The sequence below is a fragment of the Leisingera sp. CC-HEC093 genome, assembly GCF_059429195.1.
Genome location: NZ_JCAIJR010000001.1, coordinates 246,877 through 264,193, shown reverse-complemented (window position 1 = coordinate 264,193; position 17,317 = coordinate 246,877). Strand labels below are relative to the sequence as shown.

Sequence of the window (17,317 nt, the reverse complement as noted above, 5' to 3'; positions counted from 1 at the left end):
TCTGCTTTTTCTTTATAAGAAAACGGGCGGCACTTCAGAGCCGCCCGTATCATGCGGAGTGGTTATTCGGCCTGGAACGCGTCGACGATGGCTTTGCCCTCGTCTCCGGCCGCTTCCAGCCATTCATTGGTCATGGTGACACCGATTTCCTTCAGCTCGCCCACCATCTGGTCGGACGCCGGACCCACGGTCATGCCGCCGTCGCGCAGCCCCTGCAGGGTAAAGCCAGTGTATTCCTTGGCGCGCCAGTTGCCCGCGTATTCGGCCAGTTTGGCGCAGCCCTTGATCACGTTCTGGTTGGCCTCAGCGGTGCCGTTCCAGATATCGGAGTTCACGAACACATAGTTGCGCGGCAGCCAGGCATCCACTTCATAGAAATAGTTCAGGCTTTCCCAGACTTTGCGGTCATAGCCGGTGGAGCCGGAAGACACCATCGACTCTGCCACGCCGGTGGCAAAGGCCTGGCTGATCTCGGCCGCTTCGATGGTCACCGGCAGCATGCCGGTCAGCTCCGCCAGCCGCGACGTGGCATTGTTGTAGGAGCGGAACTTGATGCCCTTCATGTCGGCAACAGAGGTCACCTCGTTCTTGAAATACAGACCCTGGGGCGGCCACGGCACGGCATAAAGCAGGGTGAGGTTCTGCTCTGCCAGCAGCTTTTCGATCGCGGGCTTGGCCGCCTTCCACAGCTTGTCGCTGTCGTCAAAGGAGGTCGCCAGAAACGGGATCGAGTCAAAGCCGAACAACGCGTTTTCGTTCTGGTGGCCGGACAGCAGCCGCTCGCCGATCGGCGCCTGGCCGGTCTGCACTGCGCGTTTGATGTCGGCGCCCTTGAACAGCGATCCCGACGGATGCGTCTTGACCTCGATCTCGCCGCCGGTGCCGGTGGTCACGCATTCGGCAAACTCCGCGCCGGTGGCGGAGTGGAAATTGGACGCCGAATAGGCCATCGGCATGTCCCAGGTTTCTGCCGCAGCGGGCAGGGCGGCAGCCGCAGTCAGCGCGGTGGCGGCCAGCAGTCTGGTCAGTTTCTTCATTGTTTTCTCCCTGATTTAGTTACGGCCCCTTCAGAGGCGCTGGTTGGATTCAAATCGCATAGCGCGCCGGGTCATAGGCGCTCATGTCCATATTCGGGGTGCGGCCCGAAATCATCTGCGCCAGCAGGCGCCCTGTCTTCGGCCCGCCGGTGAGGCCGATGTGATGGTGGCCAAAGCCCGCATAGGCGCCGCTGAGGCCCGGCACTTCGCCAATCACCGGGATTGAGTCCGCCGGTGCCGGCCGGGCGCCCTGCCATTCCACTTCCCGTTTCCAGGTGACACCGGGCAGGATGCGGCGGGCATTTTTGCGCAGCAACTCAAGCGGCCCCTTTGACGGCCCGGCCTCCAGCCCGCCGAATTCCACAATGCCTGCAATCCGGATCCGTCCCTCCATCGGGGTCACCACGCATTTGGCCGCTGCCACCATGACAGGCGCCTTTGGCATCGCCGAAGGCTCCCATAATTCAAGATGATAGCCGCGTTCTGCTTCCAGTGGTACGGAAATTCCCAGTTTCTCTGCCAGCGGCTTGGACCAGACCCCGGTGGCCACGATAACCGCATCGCAAGGAATGGTCTCGCCGCCTGCGCGCACGCCAGTCACCCTGCCGTTCTCGCGCGCCACATCCTCCGCAAAGTCCTGGATCAGCCGGCCGCCATTTGCAGTCACATGGGCTGCCAGATCCTTCACATACTGGCCGGGGTCGGTGATGATCCCGTGGTCTCTCAGCCGGGCGGCAAAGCCGAGTTCCTGAGCGTAGATATCGTCATAGGCGCGGAGACCGGCGCCCTCCAGCTCCTCCCAGCGGAAGCCGTGCTTGCGGCGCAGGCCCCAGCCGAATGCATCCTCGCCGAAATGCGCGCGGTCATTGTAAAGGAACAGATAGTCCGAGGGCTTTAGGTGCCGTTCCGCCCCTGTCCCGGCCGCCAGCGCCTGATGATCGGCCAGCGAATCCCCCACGATGGGCGCCAGGGCGGCGGCAATGCGGGCGGTATCCTCTGAATTGGCGTGACTCATGTATTTCATCAGCCAGGGTGCCAGCTTGGGCAGGTACCCCCAGCGCATGAACAGCGGCTGCTCCGGGTCCAGCAGCATCTTCGGCGCCTTCTTCCACAGCCCAGGTCCGGTGACGGGCACGATAGAGCAGGAGGCCAGAATGCCGCCGTTGCCGTGGCTGGTGCCTTCGCCCGGCCCTTTGCCGTCGATCAGGATCACCTGATGCCCGTCGCGCTGCAGTTCGATCGCTGCCGAGACGCCGACAATGCCGGCGCCAATGATGGCAACGGTTTTCTTTTCCGCCGTCATGCCGCGATCCTCTTGGCGACTGCGTAGTGATCCAGCTTCTCTATTTCTGGCTTGAGGCCCAGCCCGGGTCCACCCGGCACCACAACCTGGCCGTCTTTGACCTGAAAAGGCGTCTCCAAAATGTCCTCCTTCAGGAAATAGCCTGCCTGATAGAACTCGCAGCCCAGCCGGATCTCGGGTGTTGCCGCAATCATGTGGGTGCCCGCCAGATGCGCCACCCCGGCCTCGAACATGTCGCCGCCGTAGGCCGACAGCCCGTTGGCCGCAGCAATCCGCGCCACTGTCTGGCCGCGGCTGAGACCGCCGGATTTCATGATCTTGACCGAAACACCGTCGCAGATCCCCTCCCGCGCGGCCCGCACCATGTCCTCCGGGCCAAAGACGCTTTCGTCCGCCAAAAGCGGCACATCAATCATCTGGCGCAGCTTTGCCATCATGCCAAAGTGATGGAACCGCACCGGCTGCTCGATGAAATCCGGTTTGAACGCAGCCACATCGCGCACCTGCGCAGGCGCATCCTCGATGCTGAGGCCCTGGTTGTAATCCACCCGCACCCGGAATTCGGGGAAGTCCTTGGCAATCCGTTCCAGCCGCATGATGTCAAAGGCGTGATCCTTGAAACCGGTCTTCAGCTTTATCAGCCCGACCTTGTCGTCGCGCAGCCGGTGCAGCAGGCCGATATCCTTCTCAAAATCCGGATCGGCAATCGAACAGCTAAGCGGGATGGTATCGCGGCACTTGCCGCCCAGCAGCGCCCAAACCGGCACGCCGGCAATCCGGCCCGTCAGATCCAGCAGGGCGGTTTCCAGCGCCGCCTTGGCCTCGGTGCAATGGGCGACGGCCTTGGCCGCGTCCTCCATGATCGCCGCTCTGTCCGCCACCCGGCGGCCCTCCACCAACGGGCGGATATAGCGGTCAAGCGCGGCCAGGCTCGCCTCCGGGGTGCCGGTGAACACTGACCAGGTCGAGGCTTCGCCATACCCCTCGGTGCCGCCTTCGCTGCGCAGCCGGACAATCACCACCTCGCAGGCGCCTTCAACAGATCCGATCCCGTGGTCGCGGCGCGACAAAACGGGCAGCGCGAGATGCCACAGGTCCATCCCGGCAATCTTTTGTTCCAGCACGTCGATCTTCCTCCCAGCTGCGAGGGGAAGCCTGCCTTGACTAGCACATCATTACCAATACAAAGAAATGGATAAGGTATCATAAAAAGTGATGTTCTGACATGTCCCTCCGCTTCCGCCAGTTGCAGGCCTTTCACGCCATTGTCGAAACCGGCACCGTTACCGGAGCGGCAGAGCAACTGGGGATCTCTCAGCCTGGGATCTCCAATCTGCTGTATCAGCTGGAACGCCAGACCCGCCTGAAACTGTTCGAACGCAGCAAGGGCCGCCTGATCCCGACACCGGAGGCAGGTGTGCTGTTTCAGGAGGTCGACACGGTGGTGCGCGGGCTGGACCACGTGGCGCAGGCGGTCACCGACCTGCAGAACAAACAGGCAGGCCAGCTGCAGGTCGCCTCGCAGCACTCCCTGTCCTTTGGTTTCATGCCCGCGCTGATCGCCCGCTTTGCCCGCAGCCGCCCGGATATGTCCATTTCCTTTCAGGCGCAGTACTCGCTGAAAATCCAGGAATGGGTCATCGCAGGCCTGTTTGAGATAGGCATCTGCGAGATGCCGCTGATCCACGACGGGCTGGAGGCGCATCCGGTTAGCGTCGAAACCAGGCTGGCGATGCCTGCGGACAGCCCATTGGCAAAACACGAGGTGCTGACGCCCGAGCTGCTGGAGGGGGTGCCCTTCATCGTCATGGGGCCAGACCACATGACCCACCGCCGCACCCGCGAGGTGTTCCAGCAGGCGGGCATCCCGCTGAAAACGCGGGTGCATTCGCATCTGTTCAAGAACCTCCTCAGCTTTGTGCAGGAGGGGATGGGGGTGTCGATCCTGGACCCCTTTGTGCTGGATTTTGAAGGCGGAGGCCGGTTTGTTTCCCGCCCGTTCCGGCCGCGGATCATGATGGATATGGCGGTGATCACCTCCAAGTCGCGCCCGCTGTCAGCAGTCGGGCAGGAGTTCCTGGCGCTTCTGAAGCAGGAGCTGGCGCCCTATACGGAGACCGGTTCCTGATCCGCGCTTGAAACTGTATGCAGTTTCGAATTCAATATTGCCAAGGGACGGGTGCCGCCTTACCTTGCACCGCGGATTGAACAAATGGCGGGAACATGGCCAAACGCGAAAGCAATGTGGATAGGGTCTATGAGGCATTGCGCCGGATGGCGGCGGATTTTGCCTTCAAGCCGGACCAGCGGATCAACGAAAGCGCATTGTCAGAGGTGCTGGGCGCCAGCCGCACACCGCTGCGCGAGGCGCTGAACCGGCTGGTGGCTGAGGGGTTTTTGACCTTCCAGAACAACCGCGGCTTCTTCTGCCGTCCGCTGACGCCCAGCTACATCATGGATCTGTATGAGGCCCGGGTGGCGGTGGAATGCGAGGCCGCCCGGCTGGCCTGCACGCGTGCGTCAGACGAGGACATCGCGGCGCTGGCGGATTACCTGAACCGGATGGAGCCGGAGTATCAAAGCGCCACCGACCCGGAAGAACTGCTGGCAATGGATGAAAGCTTCCATGCGCGCCTCGCGCAGCTTTCGGGCAACAGCGAGCTGCAGCGCATCCTGAACAACCTCAACGGCCGTATCCGCTATATCCGGCTGATTGACCTCAAACGCATGCGCGACCGGGCAGGGGGCAAGGCGCCGGGCGACATCTCGGCCCACCGCCGGATTGTCGAGGGCATCGCCGCCCGCAACACCGAGGCGGCCACAGCAGCCATGCGCAGCCACATCGAAAAACGCCGGGAGGAGGCGACGGAAGCCGTCCGCATCGCCTTTTCCCAGCTCTACGTGCCCGACGAATAGGGGATGCCCATGGAACACGGCGGCAAAACAGTCTTTGGCGCGGCGGTTGGCATCCTGATGCTGGAAACACGCTTTCCCCGTATCCATGGCGACATGGGCAACGCGATGACCTGGGACTTCCCGGTGCATTACAAGGTGGTGCGCGGTGCCAACCCCGAAAACGTGGTTTGCGGCAACCCCATGGAACTGGTGGATCTGTTTGTCGAGGCCGGCCGCGACCTGATCGCTATGGGGGCGGATGGCATCACCACCAACTGCGGTTTCCTGGCGCTGATCCAGGACGAGGTGAAACAGGCGCTGGGCGTGCCGGTGGCGACGTCCTCGCTGATGCAGGTGCCGATGGTGCAGTCTTTGCTGCCGGCGGGCAAGCGCTGCGGCATCCTGACGATCTCCAAGGCGACGCTGACGCCTGCGCACCTTGTTGCCGCAGGTGTTGCGCCGGATACGCCCATTGCCGGCACCGACGGCCTCCGCGTCTTTACCCGCGATATCCTCGGCGACGCGCCTTCGATTGATTTTGAGGCCTGCCGTCTGGACATGATCGACGCCGCCCGCGCGATGGTTGCAGATATTCCGGACCTTGGTGCCATCGTGCTGGAATGCACAAATATGGTGCCTTATGCCCGCGATGTGAGGAAGGCCACCGGCCTGCCGGTGTTCTCGATCCATTCCTTCATCAACTGGTTTCAGGCCGGTCTGCTGCCCAAGGGATTTCCGCTGGAACTGGACGATCCCCGGTTTTGACGGCGGTAACCATTTGGTGAAAAATTGCTAATGAAATCTGAAGGATAAGGTCAGTCTTATTGCCCGAATGTTTCGCGCGCGAAACATTCGGACAGAATTGCTGACCTTTTTCGTCAGCTCAGTACCAGCAGCCAGAACCACACCGTCAGGATGCTTGCCCCGGTGGCAATCAGCACCGAAGATGCCGCCACCCGCTTGGCCCGCCCATACATATTGGCAAAGATATAGCCGTTGAACCCGGTCGCCATCGCCGCGTTCAGCACGCCGGAGCGGAACAGGTCCTGCGGCAGCGCCAGCGCCGACCCCATGGTCCAGACAATTGCCGGATGGATCATCAGCGAGGTGAAGCAGACAAACAGGATTGCCCGCATATCGCCTTCGGGACGGTACTTCACCAGCACGCCGCCAAGGGCAAACAGAGCGCAGGGCAGGGCGGCGCGAATGATCAGCGACAGCGCCTCATCCACCACCAGCGGAATCGAAAACCCAGAGAGGTTTACCGCAAACCCGGCGGCAATGCCCAGGATCAGCACATTCCGGAACATCGCGTTCAGTACCGAGACCGCGGTTTTCATGCCGCCCGCCCCGCGGTTGCGCACAAATTCCATCGCGGTGATGCCGACCCCGTAGCAGAAGGGCGAGTGAAAGGCGATGATCGCATAGTTTCCGGTCAGATTCTCCGGCCCGAACGCGCGTTCGGTGATCGGCAGCCCCAGCAGGACCGAATTGGAAAACAGGCAGCAAAAGCCGATGGCGATGCAGTCCTCCCACTCCCGCTTGAACAGCATCCGGGCGCCGAACACGCCGATCAGAAAGCAGGTGAAGGCGCCGGAGTAAAAGCTCGCCAGCAAACGGGGATCGAAACTGGCGGACAGGTCCAGTTCCGCCATCGCCTTGAACAACAGGCAGGGAATGGCAAAGCCCTGCGCGAACTTCATCACGCCTTCGATGTGATCCTGGCTCAGCACGCCCCGCGCGGTGGCGGCATAGCCCGCGCCGACAACCAGGAACACAGGCAGGATGACGTCAATCAGGCTTTGAAACAACTTACGTCCTCAAACCGCGCAAATGAAAAAGGGCGCTGATGCGCGCCCCTCAGATCTCCATCCGGATCACCATCCCGTCATAGGCCGGGGTGATATGCTCCGGTGTCTCGCCCTCAATGGTGGCGTAATCCATGTCGATGTGCATGTTGGTGATGACGCCGCGCTTGGGGGCCATCTTTTCGAACCACTGCAGCGCGTCCTGGTAGCTGAAGTGTGTCGGATGCGGCGTGCGGCGCAGACCATCCAAAATCCAGATGTCCAGCCCTTCCAGCTCTGGCAGGGCGGCGTCCGGGATCTCCTTCACATCCGGCAGATAGGCCAGACCGCCGATACGGAAACCAAGCGCGTCGATGGAGCCATGGTTCACCTCAAAAGGGCGGAAGCTGATACCGCCGCCGGGGCCGTCGATGGTGAATGGCCCGCCAATGGTCTTCAGGTCCAGGATCGGCGGGTAGGGGGAGCCTTCGGGCTGGGCAAAGGCATAGCCGAAGCGGTTCAAGAGAGCGTCCTGGGTAGGGCCGTCAGCGTAAACCGGAATGCGCTGGCGCATGTTGAAATAAACCATGCGCAAATCGTCGATCCCGTGCAGGTGATCCGCATGGGAATGGGTGTAGACCACAGCGTCCAGCCGCGTGACTTCGGCATCCAGCAACTGGTTGCGCATGTCCGGCGGCGTGTCGATCAGAACTGAGGTCGTGCCGCCCGTATCAACGCGCTCCACCAGCATCGAGCAGCGGCCGCGGCGGTTCTTGGGGTTCTTGGGATCGCAATCGCCCCAATGGCCGCCAATCCGCGGCACCCCGCCGGATGAGCCCGAGCCGAGGATGGTAAAGCGCAGCTCAGCCATCAGGCGGCAGCCTCATAAGCCGCGGCCTTCCAGAACAGCCGATCAAAATTGGCCTGTGTCTGCGCCGCGAAATCTGCGTAGTCCATGCCAAACACCTCAGCCCCCGCCTTGGCGGTAAAGGCGGTGTAGGCAGGCTCGTTACGCTTGCCGCGGTAGGGCGGCGGCGCGAGGTAGGGGGCGTCGGTTTCGACCAGAATGCGCTCCACCGGGGCGGAGGCAAAGATATCGCGCAGCTCCTGGCTTTTGGGGAAGGCGGCAATGCCGGACATCGACAGATAAAACCCCAGATCCAGGGCTGCACTGGCCAGCTCAGCCGAGGACGAGAAGCAGTGCATCACGCAGGAATAGGCACCGTTCTTCATCTCCTCACCCAGGATGCGCGCCATATCGTCGTCCGCCGCGCGCGCGTGGATGATCAGCGGCAGGCCGGTTTCGCGGGCGGCTGCAATGTGGATGCGCAGGCTTTCCTGCTGCACCTTCGCGCTGTCCGCGGTGTAGTGGTAATCAAGACCTGTCTCACCGATGCCGACAAACTTCGGGTGCTTGGCCAGCGCCACCAGTTCGTCAACGGTGACAATCGGCTCGTCCGCGGCGCTCATCGGGTGGGTGCCTGCGGCGTAGAACACCGGCGCGTGGGCTTCGGCAATCGCGCGCACAGCCGGCTCGTTTTTCATCTTGGTGCAGATCGTCACCATCCGGGTCACGCCAGCTTCCGCCGCGCTTGAGATCACTTCATCCAGGCGGCCTTCGAAGTCGGGAAAGTCCAGGTGGCAATGGCTGTCCGTAATCTGGGGGGGCGTCTCGGTCATGTATCCTCTGGTGCCGCTTGCGCCGCGCCGGATGCCTAGCGCGACGCGGTTTCCTGCATCTTGAAAACCGTATCTAGGACAAGCGCCGCGGGGTCAAGGTTCACCGCCTGTCCGTGGCGGGCACGCGCTGTCACTTCTGCGGCAAGGTCGGCCCAGGCACGCGCCTTGCGCGGATCGGGCGACAGGCGCTGCAGCATCGCTGCCTCCTGCGGTGCCGCTTCCGGCGCTGGCGGCGCACCGGTGGCGCCTGTGCGCGCGAGCCGGGCCAGCGCCATCTCCGTCAGCGACAACAGCAGCTCGAACCGGTCTGCCGCACCGCGCTGTGCGGCGGCCTCGGCCAGGGCCATGGCCCGCTGGCGGTCCAGCCGCGGCATCGAATCCAGGATCTGCACCAGTTCGGCATAGATCTTGAGCCCGCCCAGACTGATCAGCCGCAGCGCCGCACCGACAGACCCGCCTGCCAGGGCCGCGAGATTGTCCATGTTCTGGGGCAGCTCGACACCCGATTGCGCCAGTGCCGCCTCCATGTCCTGTGCCGGCAGCGGCCCCAGCCGCAAGGTGCGGCAGCGCGAGCGGATGGTGGGCAGCAGGCGCGAGGGCTGGTGCGAGATCAGCAGGATCGTGGTACGTGCGGGCGGCTCCTCCAGCATTTTCAGCAGCGCGTTGGCCGCGCTCACGTTCATGTCGTCGGCAGCGTCCACGATCACCACCCGCCGCCCGCCATCGGTGGCCGACAGGCCAAAGAAGCGGTTGAGCTTGCGGATGTCGTCCACCACGATCTGGCTGCGCAGCTTGCCCTTGTCGTCATAAGAGCGGGTGATCGGCGCCAGTCCCGGTTCCGCCAGCGCCTGAATGCGGTGGGAGACCGGGTGCTCCGGGCCGATGTCCAGCGTCTGCGGCGGGGGAGGGGCGCCGAACAGGCCGTCTTCCGGCGGCGGAGTGGCCAGCAAAAAACGCGCGATCCGCCAGGCCAGTGTTGCCTTGCCCACGCCCTGCGGGCCGGTCAGCAGCCAGCCGTGGTGCAGGCGGTCGGAATTATAGGCGGTCAGGAAATCCTGCTCCGCGGCGTCCTGGCCAATCAGGCGCAAGGTTTCGCGCGGGTGCGGCGCGCCCTCGGCCTGGTCGGCGCGGGGCAGCTCGTCGTCTGCGCTCATGCCCCGGTTCCTTTCAGGGCCGTTTCTGCCAGCTCACGGACATCGGCGGCGACGTCCTCCACCGGGCGGGCGCCATCGACCACGCGGAAACGGTCTGCAAACTCCTGCGCCAGCGCCAGAAAGCCCGCGCGCATCTTCTCCTGCAGCCCGACACCGAAATCCTCGAACCGTTCTTCCTTGCCCTGCCGCCCCTTGGCGCGGGCCAGCCCTTCGGCCGGATCCATATCAATAAGCAGGGTCAGATCCGGCTCACGCCCGATCATCAGCTGGTGCATCTGGTCCACCGCGGCACGCAAATCGCCCCGCGACAGTCCCTGATACATCCGGGTGCTGTCGGCAAAGCGGTCGCATATCACCACCTTGCCGGCCTCCAGGGCAGGTTCGATGGTGCGTTCCAGATGGTCGCGCCGCGCTGCCATGAACAACAGCAGTTCAGTTTCAGCCGACCAGCGGTCGGGATCACCCTCCAGCACCAGGCGGCGGATCTCCTCGGCGCCCGGGGAGCCGCCCGGCTCCCGCGTCAGCACCACATCGCGGCCCGCCGCCCGCAGCGCCTCAGCCAGAAGGCGGCATTGGGTGGACTTGCCGGACCCGTCGATGCCTTCGAAGGTGATGAACAGGCCGCGCCCCAAGCCAGCTGTCACAGCGCCCCCTCGGGGCCGGTCAGGAATTGCTTGATCAGCACCTGCGCCGCGGTTTTGACACGCACCACAAAGCCGCCCGCAGGCACGTCGCTTTCCGCCACCAGCGGCAGCCGCACCTCCGGCAGTTCCTCCGGCTGCAGCACCAGTTCCGCCAGGCGCTGGCCTTGCTTGACCGGTGCTTCAATCGGACCGCTATAGACAACTTCGCCCTCGATGGTGCCGCCCGCCAGCGACGGCAGCAGGATCTCCAGGTCCTCGGCCGGCACCAGCCCTACCGATCGCTCGGCCCCCCGCCAAATCTCGGCTTCGGCGATGGGGATGCCTTCCTTGGCAACGGTTTTCTTGGCAAATTGGCGAAACGACCAGTTAACGAGGGCTTCTGCCTCCTCTGCGCGCCCGCGCTCGCTGTCGAGCCCCGAGACCACGAAGATCACCCGGCGGTCGCCTTGCTTGGCAGAGCCGACCAGGCCGTAACCCGCTTCCTCGGTGTGGCCGGTTTTCAGCCCGTCAGCGCCGATGCCCAGCTTCAGCAGCGGGTTGCGGTTTCGGGTATTGGACGGCGCGCGGCCGTCGAACTCAAAATGCGTCTCGGCAAACAGCGGGTAGTATTCCGGGAAATCCTCGATCAGCCGTTCGGCCAGGATCGCGAGGTCATGCACCGACATCCGGTGCCCGGCGGCAGGCCAGCCGTTGGAGTTGGCAAAGGTCGAGGCGGTCATGCCCAGCTCCTGGCCGCGTTTGGTCATGTAGCGGGCAAACCCCGCCTCAGTTCCATCCGGGCTCAGCGCCTCGGCGATCACCACGCAGGCATCGTTGCCGGACAGCACGATGATGCCGCGCAACAGATCCTCGACCCGGACCCGGTCCAGCGTGTCCAGGAACATGGTCGAGCCCTTGTAGCTCATGGCGTGCTCGCTGACCGGCAGGGTTTCGTCCAGCGTCAGCCGCCCGTCGCGCAGGGCCTCGAAGGCCACATACAGCGTCATCAGCTTGGACATTGAGGCCGGCGGCAGCGGCACATCTGCGTTCTTGGACAGAAGCACGGTATCGGTGCCTGCATCCAGCACATAGGCCGCCTCCGCCGAGGTATCAAAGGCGGCAGCAGACAGCGCCGGCAGGCTGATTGCCAGCCCGGCAGCCAGGCCCATGCGCAGCGTAGATTTCAGGGCACGCGCCAGGCGCGCGGTTCGGGGGTCAGTTTGAGACTGCATAGGCATCCGCGAATCCGGTGTCCTTCACGCTTTGCAGCAGCTGGCTGCGTTCGGATTTGTTCTGCGCCGGGCCGATCAGCACCCGCCAAAAGGGCTTGCCGCCGGTAGAGTGCTCGCGCACTTCCGGCACCATGCCGGCACTGCGCATCGCGTTGGCCGCACGCTCTGCATTGGCCTGCACGCTGAATATCCCGATTTGGATATAGGGTTTGCTCAGCGAGGATTTCTGCCTTTTGGGCGCGGGAGCTGCTGCAGGCTCCGCCTTGGCGGGGGTGGCAGCTGCTGCGGCACCCGGAGCTGACGGTGCGGAGGCCTCGATTGCGGCAGCGGCCCCGGCAATCGGGTCCAGCGCGGTTTCTGATATCTCACCGCCCGCCAGCGCGGTTTCGGTGACCTCTGCCCCCTCGGGCAGCGCAGCGTCCCCGGCTGCGGCCGCATCCGGCTGCGGGTCCGGCGCGACTTCCTCGCGCCGCAGGGCGGTCACGTTCAACTCCACCGGGGCACCGGCCAGCAGGCCCAGGGCTGCAGCCGCGTCGGAGGAGACCTGCAGGCGCGGTCCCGGAATTTCACGCTCGCGCCGGAACAGGGCGCCGATCACGAATTGGCCGTTGGCGTTGTTGCGGATGATCACTCGCTCAGGATCCTTGGTATCGGGGTGCGCCACCCAGACGCCGCCGATCGAGGGGCGTCCGTCCCACAGGCCCGCTTCGGTCACCTGGAACACATCCGGTGCTTCGACGTCGCGTTCAACCAGCTTGGTGCTGCTGGAGGCTTTGACCTCTCCCTCCGCCTTGGCCTTTGGTGACAAAAAGCCCAGCTTCGGCCCATCTTCGCAAGCCGCCAAAACCAGCAGGCCCAAGGCCGCCACGGCGATCCGCGGGGCCGTTGTTGCTCTCGCCATGGTAACTTTCATGCTCTCATCCTTGCCTGTGCCCGCGGCGCTTTTGCGCCCCCGCCGGAATACCCGGTCTTCTTGATTTGGCGGCATGATAGCCTGCGCTTCCGGCCATGAAAACCCTGACGGGCCAAGGCACAGGGGAAAGCTGCAGCGGCGGCATAAATCCGCGCGCCCGGCATGGGCCTGTGCTTTTCTCTTGCAGCACGGATTTCCCCTTGCCTCGCCCGGCGTTGCATCCTAAACCGCTGACGGACCGGGGAGGTGGCAGAGTGGTCGAATGCGGCGGTCTTGAAAACCGTTGAACGTGAGAGCGTTCCCAGGGTTCGAATCCCTGTCTCCCCGCCATTATCTTCTTTTGGCAAGAAAACCCCTCTAACACCTTGAATGGTAAGGTGGTTTTTGGTGTTCGAAGTCCTTCATTTCGTACAAAGCTAATCTTATCTGCAAAGGCCAGCCTCAGGACAGTCCTTTGGGCAATCAAGTTGCCGCTTTTCCAGAGTTTCCAAGGGTTTGACAGGAATTGTAGCGCGTGTTCGAACATTTGCTCGAAAGTATGCAGTGGCTTTCCTCTGGTTTGCAGTTTTTCGTCTAAAATCAGCTTCTCACGCTCCATCTTTTCGATGCGTTTCTCATAGGCTGTGATCAGGGTTGGGCTATCCGCGTCCACAACACGATCCAGCAGGCCCTCGATTTGCTTTTCGATCTGGTTGCGTTCCGTGCGGATCAGGCGTTTGTCAGCCTCCATCTGTCCCGCACGTTGCCCCCAAGCGTCCTTGAACATCTTGGTTGCCATCGAGAACATCCGCTCAGACGGCGTGAGGCTTTGCATCAATGCGTCGAACTCCCCTTCCAGCACATCACGGCGGATGGATTTACGATAGCTGGGACAGCCTTTGGCGTGACAGAGGTAATACGGATGCTTCTTTCCCGACTTGCTGGTGGACCAGCAGGCCGTCAGAGGCGTGTTGCAGTCATCGCAGCACACGAAGCCCCGCAAAGGGAAATCCGCGTTGATGTCCTTGCGAGCGGGCGCTCTGGCCCCGTCCTTGATCCGTTGCTGGATCAATTCATGGGTCTCAAGTGAGATCAGGCCTTCATGGTGGCCTTTGCGAAGTGACACATCCCATTCGGGGATTTCGATATAGCCCGCAAAATGTATGCGGGTCATCAGGCGAATGATCCGTTCAAAACGGATCGTGCCATCGGCAAAATCTTTCGGAAAGGCAGGTTTGGATTCCAGAAACCGTTTCACTTCGGCCTGCGTTTCAAAATGCCCTGAGGCAAACCCTTCCAAGGCCTCTTGGATGATGGATGCCAAAGGTTCGTCCCGCACCAGCATATTGCCATGTCCTGCAACGCGTTCGTATTTGTACCCGATGGGAGCACGGAACACCCAATAACCATTGAGCGCACGGCCCCGCATACGGTTCTTGGTTTGCTCACCGTTTTTCTGCCGTTGGTGCTGGGACACAGAGGCCAACAGGTTCTCGACCAGAATGCTGTCACTGTCCTCGCCAAACTCAATCGATGGGCTTTCCAGCTTACCGCCCGCTTCGGCCAGCAACGCCCGCAACTGCCAATGCCCAACCACATCCCGCGCAAAGCGGTTAATGTCGTCAATGATGACAACGCAGGTTTCCTTTTGCGCTTTCAGGTATCCCAGCAGAGCAATCATAGCAGGGCGATCTGCATCACCACCTGACTTGTTGTCATTGAAGACCTCTAGAACCTCATAGCCCTTATACCGCGCGTATTCTCGACAACGGCTTTCTTGTGATGCCAGCCCGTCACCCTTCTTCAATTGAGCGACGCTCGAAACGCGGGCGTAAATGACGGCGTGTTGTTTTGTTTCCATTAAAGACTCCCTTCCTGTTGCCCGTCAGTCTCGGGGGCTGCGGCGGTTTCAAAAGTTGTTTTGGTATTGGGTAAGTTTAGCACATCCACAGCGGGCATTTCTGCCAAAGACACGTCTTTTCCACAGGCCTGTTGGACGGGGTGAACACCGAACCCGAGATCGACAAAGCTGACCATAATGGACCACAGAGCTTCGATCAGCTCGCGCTTGTGTTCATCCGAGATATCCTCATCTTCGAAGAATGGCAGATAGGCATCCCAATCAATCGTCAGGCGCGGCGGAGCCGTTTCGGGATTAAACTCTGGGGGAATGTCGGTCATGGCCTACCTCTTTCTGCCTCTCGGCGTTTCTCTGGTTCGGGGTCTCCTTCTTGGCCTCTCACCGCGAGAGAACATAAGTGGAACATAATAGGATAATATTCCCAAGACCCAAAGCGTTAATTTTCTGGCTTCGGAAACTGGATATCCTAAAATACCACTGCGATGGCCGTAGTTTGCGGGTAAGATCGGGTAGTTTTGAGGCAAGGATTTTGATGTGGATAACAATTGGAAGTCAGCGACCAAAGCTGACCGTGCTGCCCTGTATCATGTCGCCCGTGCTGTTGCAGACACCACCAATCTGAGCGTGGAAGCCATTATGGAGCAAGCCTTCGGTCACAAGCTGATGGTTGGGACCGATTATCTATCGAATTTTCGAAGCGGAGCCATCGGACGCCCAAAAGCCAAGCTGATCCACGCTTGGCTCGCTGAGCACCATGCCGAAACGGCGCATGCGATTGACCCCAGATTATTCCCGAAAACGCATACGGACGCATGGGCCGATTATCTTGCCAATCATGCCATCCACGGGAAATTGCGCATCGTTCGGTTCGACAAGTCGATGGGGTTGGTGCAACGAAAACGCAACCAACCTAAACCTGATGAGGTTTTGAGACTGGGAGAGGAGTTTTGCTTCCACTTAGACAGTGGCACCAAGGGTCATGCCGCGGCGTTTCAGTTGTATGAAGGGATCATGCACCAATTGCCGCTTGGCCCTAATGAAGAGCGAACAACCACCGTTTGTGCAGGTGAACAGTTTCTTCCACTTGACGAAGTCGGGGAGCCTGAGAAATTATTCGAACTAAATGACTTAGGACATCACAAGTTCATAATCGCAGTGATGGAGGATGCAGAATGTTTGCCAAAGCCAATACAACTGCCCAACCAGAATTGGGAAATAGATTTTCATGTCGTTCAGGTTCAGTTTATTTCTTAGTGTTCGTCTCCTATGCGGTTCGTAGAAGGAAATAGAGGCGCCACTCAAAGTTTCGTTTGAATTAACGCTATCTATTGACTGAGCCAGCTTTCAATACTGCCTTGGCCGCAGCGCTGAACTTGCGAATCCGAGCGAGTGGAAGGATGCGGGTGTTGTTTGTAACTATCGGAAATCGAGTGACTACAAACGGTTCGACCCTTTCAAGTCCAAGATGATTTTTAAGAAGGTCCTCACGCGAACGCTCCTTGACGATTGCCCTTTCATAGTAGCGCTCGAGCGTCCGGTTGGTTCGGATGAAGCGTTTCGGATCGAGATCAAGCCAAGATGGGTCAACTAAGTTGTTCTTGCATTGAACATTATAGCAAACGCCATCCCGCGTTGCGATAACGTCGAATTCTTTGTGATTGATCCTCGTAATCGGTTGTACTGTGAAGCCCTGCTTAGTGAGTTCGTCTTTAATACGTTGTTCGAAGATGAACCCAGAGCGTATCTGGAAGCGGCGTTTCCTGTAGAGGCAGACATTTTTGAAGTTGTAGAGAAACCGACTAAGCAGGGTAACTGAACTTTGGAACTGGTTTCCATTGCGAACGAACGGTGCATAAGAGTTTAAGGACGAAACAAATGTTGTACCTGAGAACGTGAGCAACTGTCGATGTGCAGTCGACACTCCATATCTTTCTGAAAGTGCATCAAGCTCTGCGGACGTTACAGTTATCCAAAAATCGTCTTGAACAAGATAGGAAAGCTCACGGACCAATGCAGCCATTCCAGAAAAGGCAGTATTTTGGAGCTCGAATTCATCAAATGCCCATTCCATGAGTGTGATATTGTTGCGCAACTCACTAGAACTAAACACTCGGTCGGGCGGCACATTCTCGATCTTTTGGGATTGCAAATTTGACGTTCGTTCAGTGATGGGTACTCTTTCGGCCTCGAGGAACAACTCATCCAAGTTTGAATATTGGTGTGACGCGGTAAACCCTTTCAATCCGACGTAGAGTGTAAAGTCGTCGAAGAGTTTTCCCAACACTCGCTGCTGCAGCAGGCCAGTAATTGTAGTTCCGCTTACTTCCGCCTGCGGCAATATCCACGTCAAGGCGTCGCTAGTGGTCATAGCAACGTGACCCCTGCATGCCCCTGATCCCATCAAATAAAGCAGGCCAACAAAGTGGCGACGCCTTGATTGTAAATAGCCGATAGCCTGTCTAACAGTCGATAGGCCCAGCATAGCTGGAAGGATACCATGCATTGCAAAACTCTGTTGCATTGCAGAGAGTTGAATGAGCAACTTTGCCTGTCGCTGGGCGAAGTCAGCACCATATAGGTAACTCAGGTGGTGCAATACGAATTTCAAACGCGATGAAATATTTGCTTCAGTGAGAGTGAGCCCTACTAATTCTCGTTCGAGTACATCGTCATCCAGTTCGCTCGGTAGATTTATGAGTTCCTCAATCGCGCGAAGTGTTTCGAGCCAAGCGTCTATCGCAGCCTGAGGTTCTAATGTGGCCAATACATTGAGGATGCCGTTGGTATGCTGGTTGAGCTGGTCTTCGATCAAATCGAGCGCGTCCTGCCCAGCTAAGCTGTGTTCAATCATTT

The 17,317-nt window shown here is 60.4% G+C and carries 16 protein-coding genes, 1 tRNA gene and 1 pseudogene; 5 read left to right on the top strand and 13 right to left on the bottom strand.

Annotated elements, in window-relative coordinates; genetic code table 11:
• Positions 1-62: 62 nt before the first annotated feature.
• The 3 genes from AC5STB_RS01335 to AC5STB_RS01325 are packed head-to-tail and all read right to left on the bottom strand — an operon-like array spanning position 63 to position 3,464.
• Positions 63-1,037, bottom strand: coding sequence for a TRAP transporter substrate-binding protein (locus AC5STB_RS01335; protein ID WP_495441182.1), 975 nt, complete (start codon positions 1,035-1,037; stop codon positions 63-65).
• A gap of 49 nt (positions 1,038-1,086) precedes the next feature.
• On the bottom strand, positions 1,087-2,340 hold the full coding sequence (locus AC5STB_RS01330) for an NAD(P)/FAD-dependent oxidoreductase (protein ID WP_495441181.1): 1,254 nt from the start codon (positions 2,338-2,340) through the stop codon (positions 1,087-1,089).
• On the bottom strand, positions 2,337-3,464 hold the full coding sequence (locus AC5STB_RS01325) for an enolase C-terminal domain-like protein (RefSeq protein WP_495441180.1): 1,128 nt from the start codon (positions 3,462-3,464) through the stop codon (positions 2,337-2,339). Before AC5STB_RS01325 ends, AC5STB_RS01330 begins: the two co-directional genes overlap by 4 nt.
• A gap of 101 nt (positions 3,465-3,565) precedes the next feature.
• Here AC5STB_RS01325 and AC5STB_RS01320 point away from each other — a divergent pair, with 101 nt between their 5' ends.
• The 3 genes from AC5STB_RS01320 to AC5STB_RS01310 all read left to right on the top strand — a co-directional run bounded on the left by AC5STB_RS01320 (position 3,566) and on the right by AC5STB_RS01310 (position 6,000).
• The gene (locus AC5STB_RS01320; protein ID WP_495441179.1) at positions 3,566-4,468 is read left to right on the top strand and encodes a LysR family transcriptional regulator; all 903 of its coding nucleotides are present in this window, start codon (positions 3,566-3,568) and stop codon (positions 4,466-4,468) included.
• Between the two features lie 95 nt (positions 4,469-4,563).
• Entirely contained in the window at positions 4,564-5,256 is a 693-nt protein-coding gene (locus AC5STB_RS01315; protein WP_495441178.1) for a GntR family transcriptional regulator, read from the top strand.
• 9 nt (positions 5,257-5,265) lie between these two features.
• Positions 5,266-6,000, top strand: a complete 735-nt coding sequence (locus AC5STB_RS01310) for an aspartate/glutamate racemase family protein (protein ID WP_495441177.1) — start codon at positions 5,266-5,268, stop codon at positions 5,998-6,000.
• Positions 6,001-6,113: 113 nt separating this feature from the next.
• On the opposite strand, the gene AC5STB_RS01305 is transcribed toward AC5STB_RS01310, so the two are convergent.
• From AC5STB_RS01305 to AC5STB_RS01275, 7 genes are read right to left on the bottom strand one after another with little or no spacing between them, the layout of a single operon-like run.
• Entirely contained in the window at positions 6,114-7,046 is a 933-nt protein-coding gene (locus AC5STB_RS01305; RefSeq protein ID WP_495441176.1) for an AEC family transporter, read from the bottom strand.
• Between the two features lie 49 nt (positions 7,047-7,095).
• Positions 7,096-7,893 carry an MBL fold metallo-hydrolase gene (locus tag AC5STB_RS01300; protein WP_495441175.1) on the bottom strand — a complete coding sequence of 266 codons (798 nt, stop codon included), beginning with the start codon at positions 7,891-7,893 and terminating at the stop codon, positions 7,096-7,098.
• Positions 7,893-8,702 (bottom strand): TatD family hydrolase, encoded by an 810-nt coding sequence (locus AC5STB_RS01295; RefSeq protein WP_495441173.1) that lies wholly within the window; start codon positions 8,700-8,702, stop codon positions 7,893-7,895. Before AC5STB_RS01295 ends, AC5STB_RS01300 begins: the two co-directional genes overlap by 1 nt.
• Before the next feature lie 35 nt (positions 8,703-8,737).
• Positions 8,738-9,856 carry a DNA polymerase III subunit delta' gene (locus tag AC5STB_RS01290; RefSeq protein WP_495441172.1) on the bottom strand — a complete coding sequence of 373 codons (1,119 nt, stop codon included), beginning with the start codon at positions 9,854-9,856 and terminating at the stop codon, positions 8,738-8,740.
• A complete protein-coding gene (gene tmk, locus AC5STB_RS01285; protein WP_495441171.1) occupies positions 9,853-10,500 on the bottom strand; it encodes a dTMP kinase in 648 nt (215 codons plus the stop codon). The genes AC5STB_RS01290 and tmk overlap by 4 nt, the downstream gene beginning before the upstream one ends.
• Positions 10,497-11,648 (bottom strand): D-alanyl-D-alanine carboxypeptidase family protein, encoded by a 1,152-nt coding sequence (locus tag AC5STB_RS01280; protein ID WP_495441169.1) that lies wholly within the window; start codon positions 11,646-11,648, stop codon positions 10,497-10,499. Before AC5STB_RS01280 ends, tmk begins: the two co-directional genes overlap by 4 nt.
• A gap of 46 nt (positions 11,649-11,694) precedes the next feature.
• The gene (locus tag AC5STB_RS01275) at positions 11,695-12,624 is read right to left on the bottom strand and encodes an SPOR domain-containing protein (RefSeq protein WP_495441168.1); all 930 of its coding nucleotides are present in this window, start codon (positions 12,622-12,624) and stop codon (positions 11,695-11,697) included.
• Between the two features lie 240 nt (positions 12,625-12,864).
• Between AC5STB_RS01275 and AC5STB_RS01270 the strand changes: the two genes are divergently transcribed.
• Positions 12,865-12,954: transfer RNA gene (locus AC5STB_RS01270), tRNA-Ser, on the top strand.
• Between the two features lie 505 nt (positions 12,955-13,459).
• Here AC5STB_RS01270 and AC5STB_RS01265 read toward each other — a convergent pair.
• Positions 13,460-14,464, bottom strand: a pseudogene (locus AC5STB_RS01265) (recombinase family protein); the annotation flags it as partial.
• On the bottom strand, positions 14,464-14,784 hold the full coding sequence (locus AC5STB_RS01260) for a hypothetical protein (RefSeq protein WP_495441167.1): 321 nt from the start codon (positions 14,782-14,784) through the stop codon (positions 14,464-14,466). The gene AC5STB_RS01260 and the pseudogene AC5STB_RS01265, both read right to left, overlap by 1 nt.
• A gap of 214 nt (positions 14,785-14,998) precedes the next feature.
• Here AC5STB_RS01260 and AC5STB_RS01255 point away from each other — a divergent pair, with 214 nt between their 5' ends.
• Positions 14,999-15,718, top strand: coding sequence for a hypothetical protein (locus AC5STB_RS01255; protein ID WP_495441166.1), 720 nt, complete (start codon positions 14,999-15,001; stop codon positions 15,716-15,718).
• Between the two features lie 67 nt (positions 15,719-15,785).
• Here the strand turns inward: AC5STB_RS01255 and AC5STB_RS01250 are convergent, their stop codons facing one another.
• Positions 15,786-17,315: a hypothetical protein gene (locus tag AC5STB_RS01250; protein ID WP_495441165.1), complete on the bottom strand. Its 1,530-nt coding sequence runs from the start codon at positions 17,313-17,315 to the stop codon at positions 15,786-15,788.
• Between the last annotated feature and the right edge of the window lie 2 nt (positions 17,316-17,317).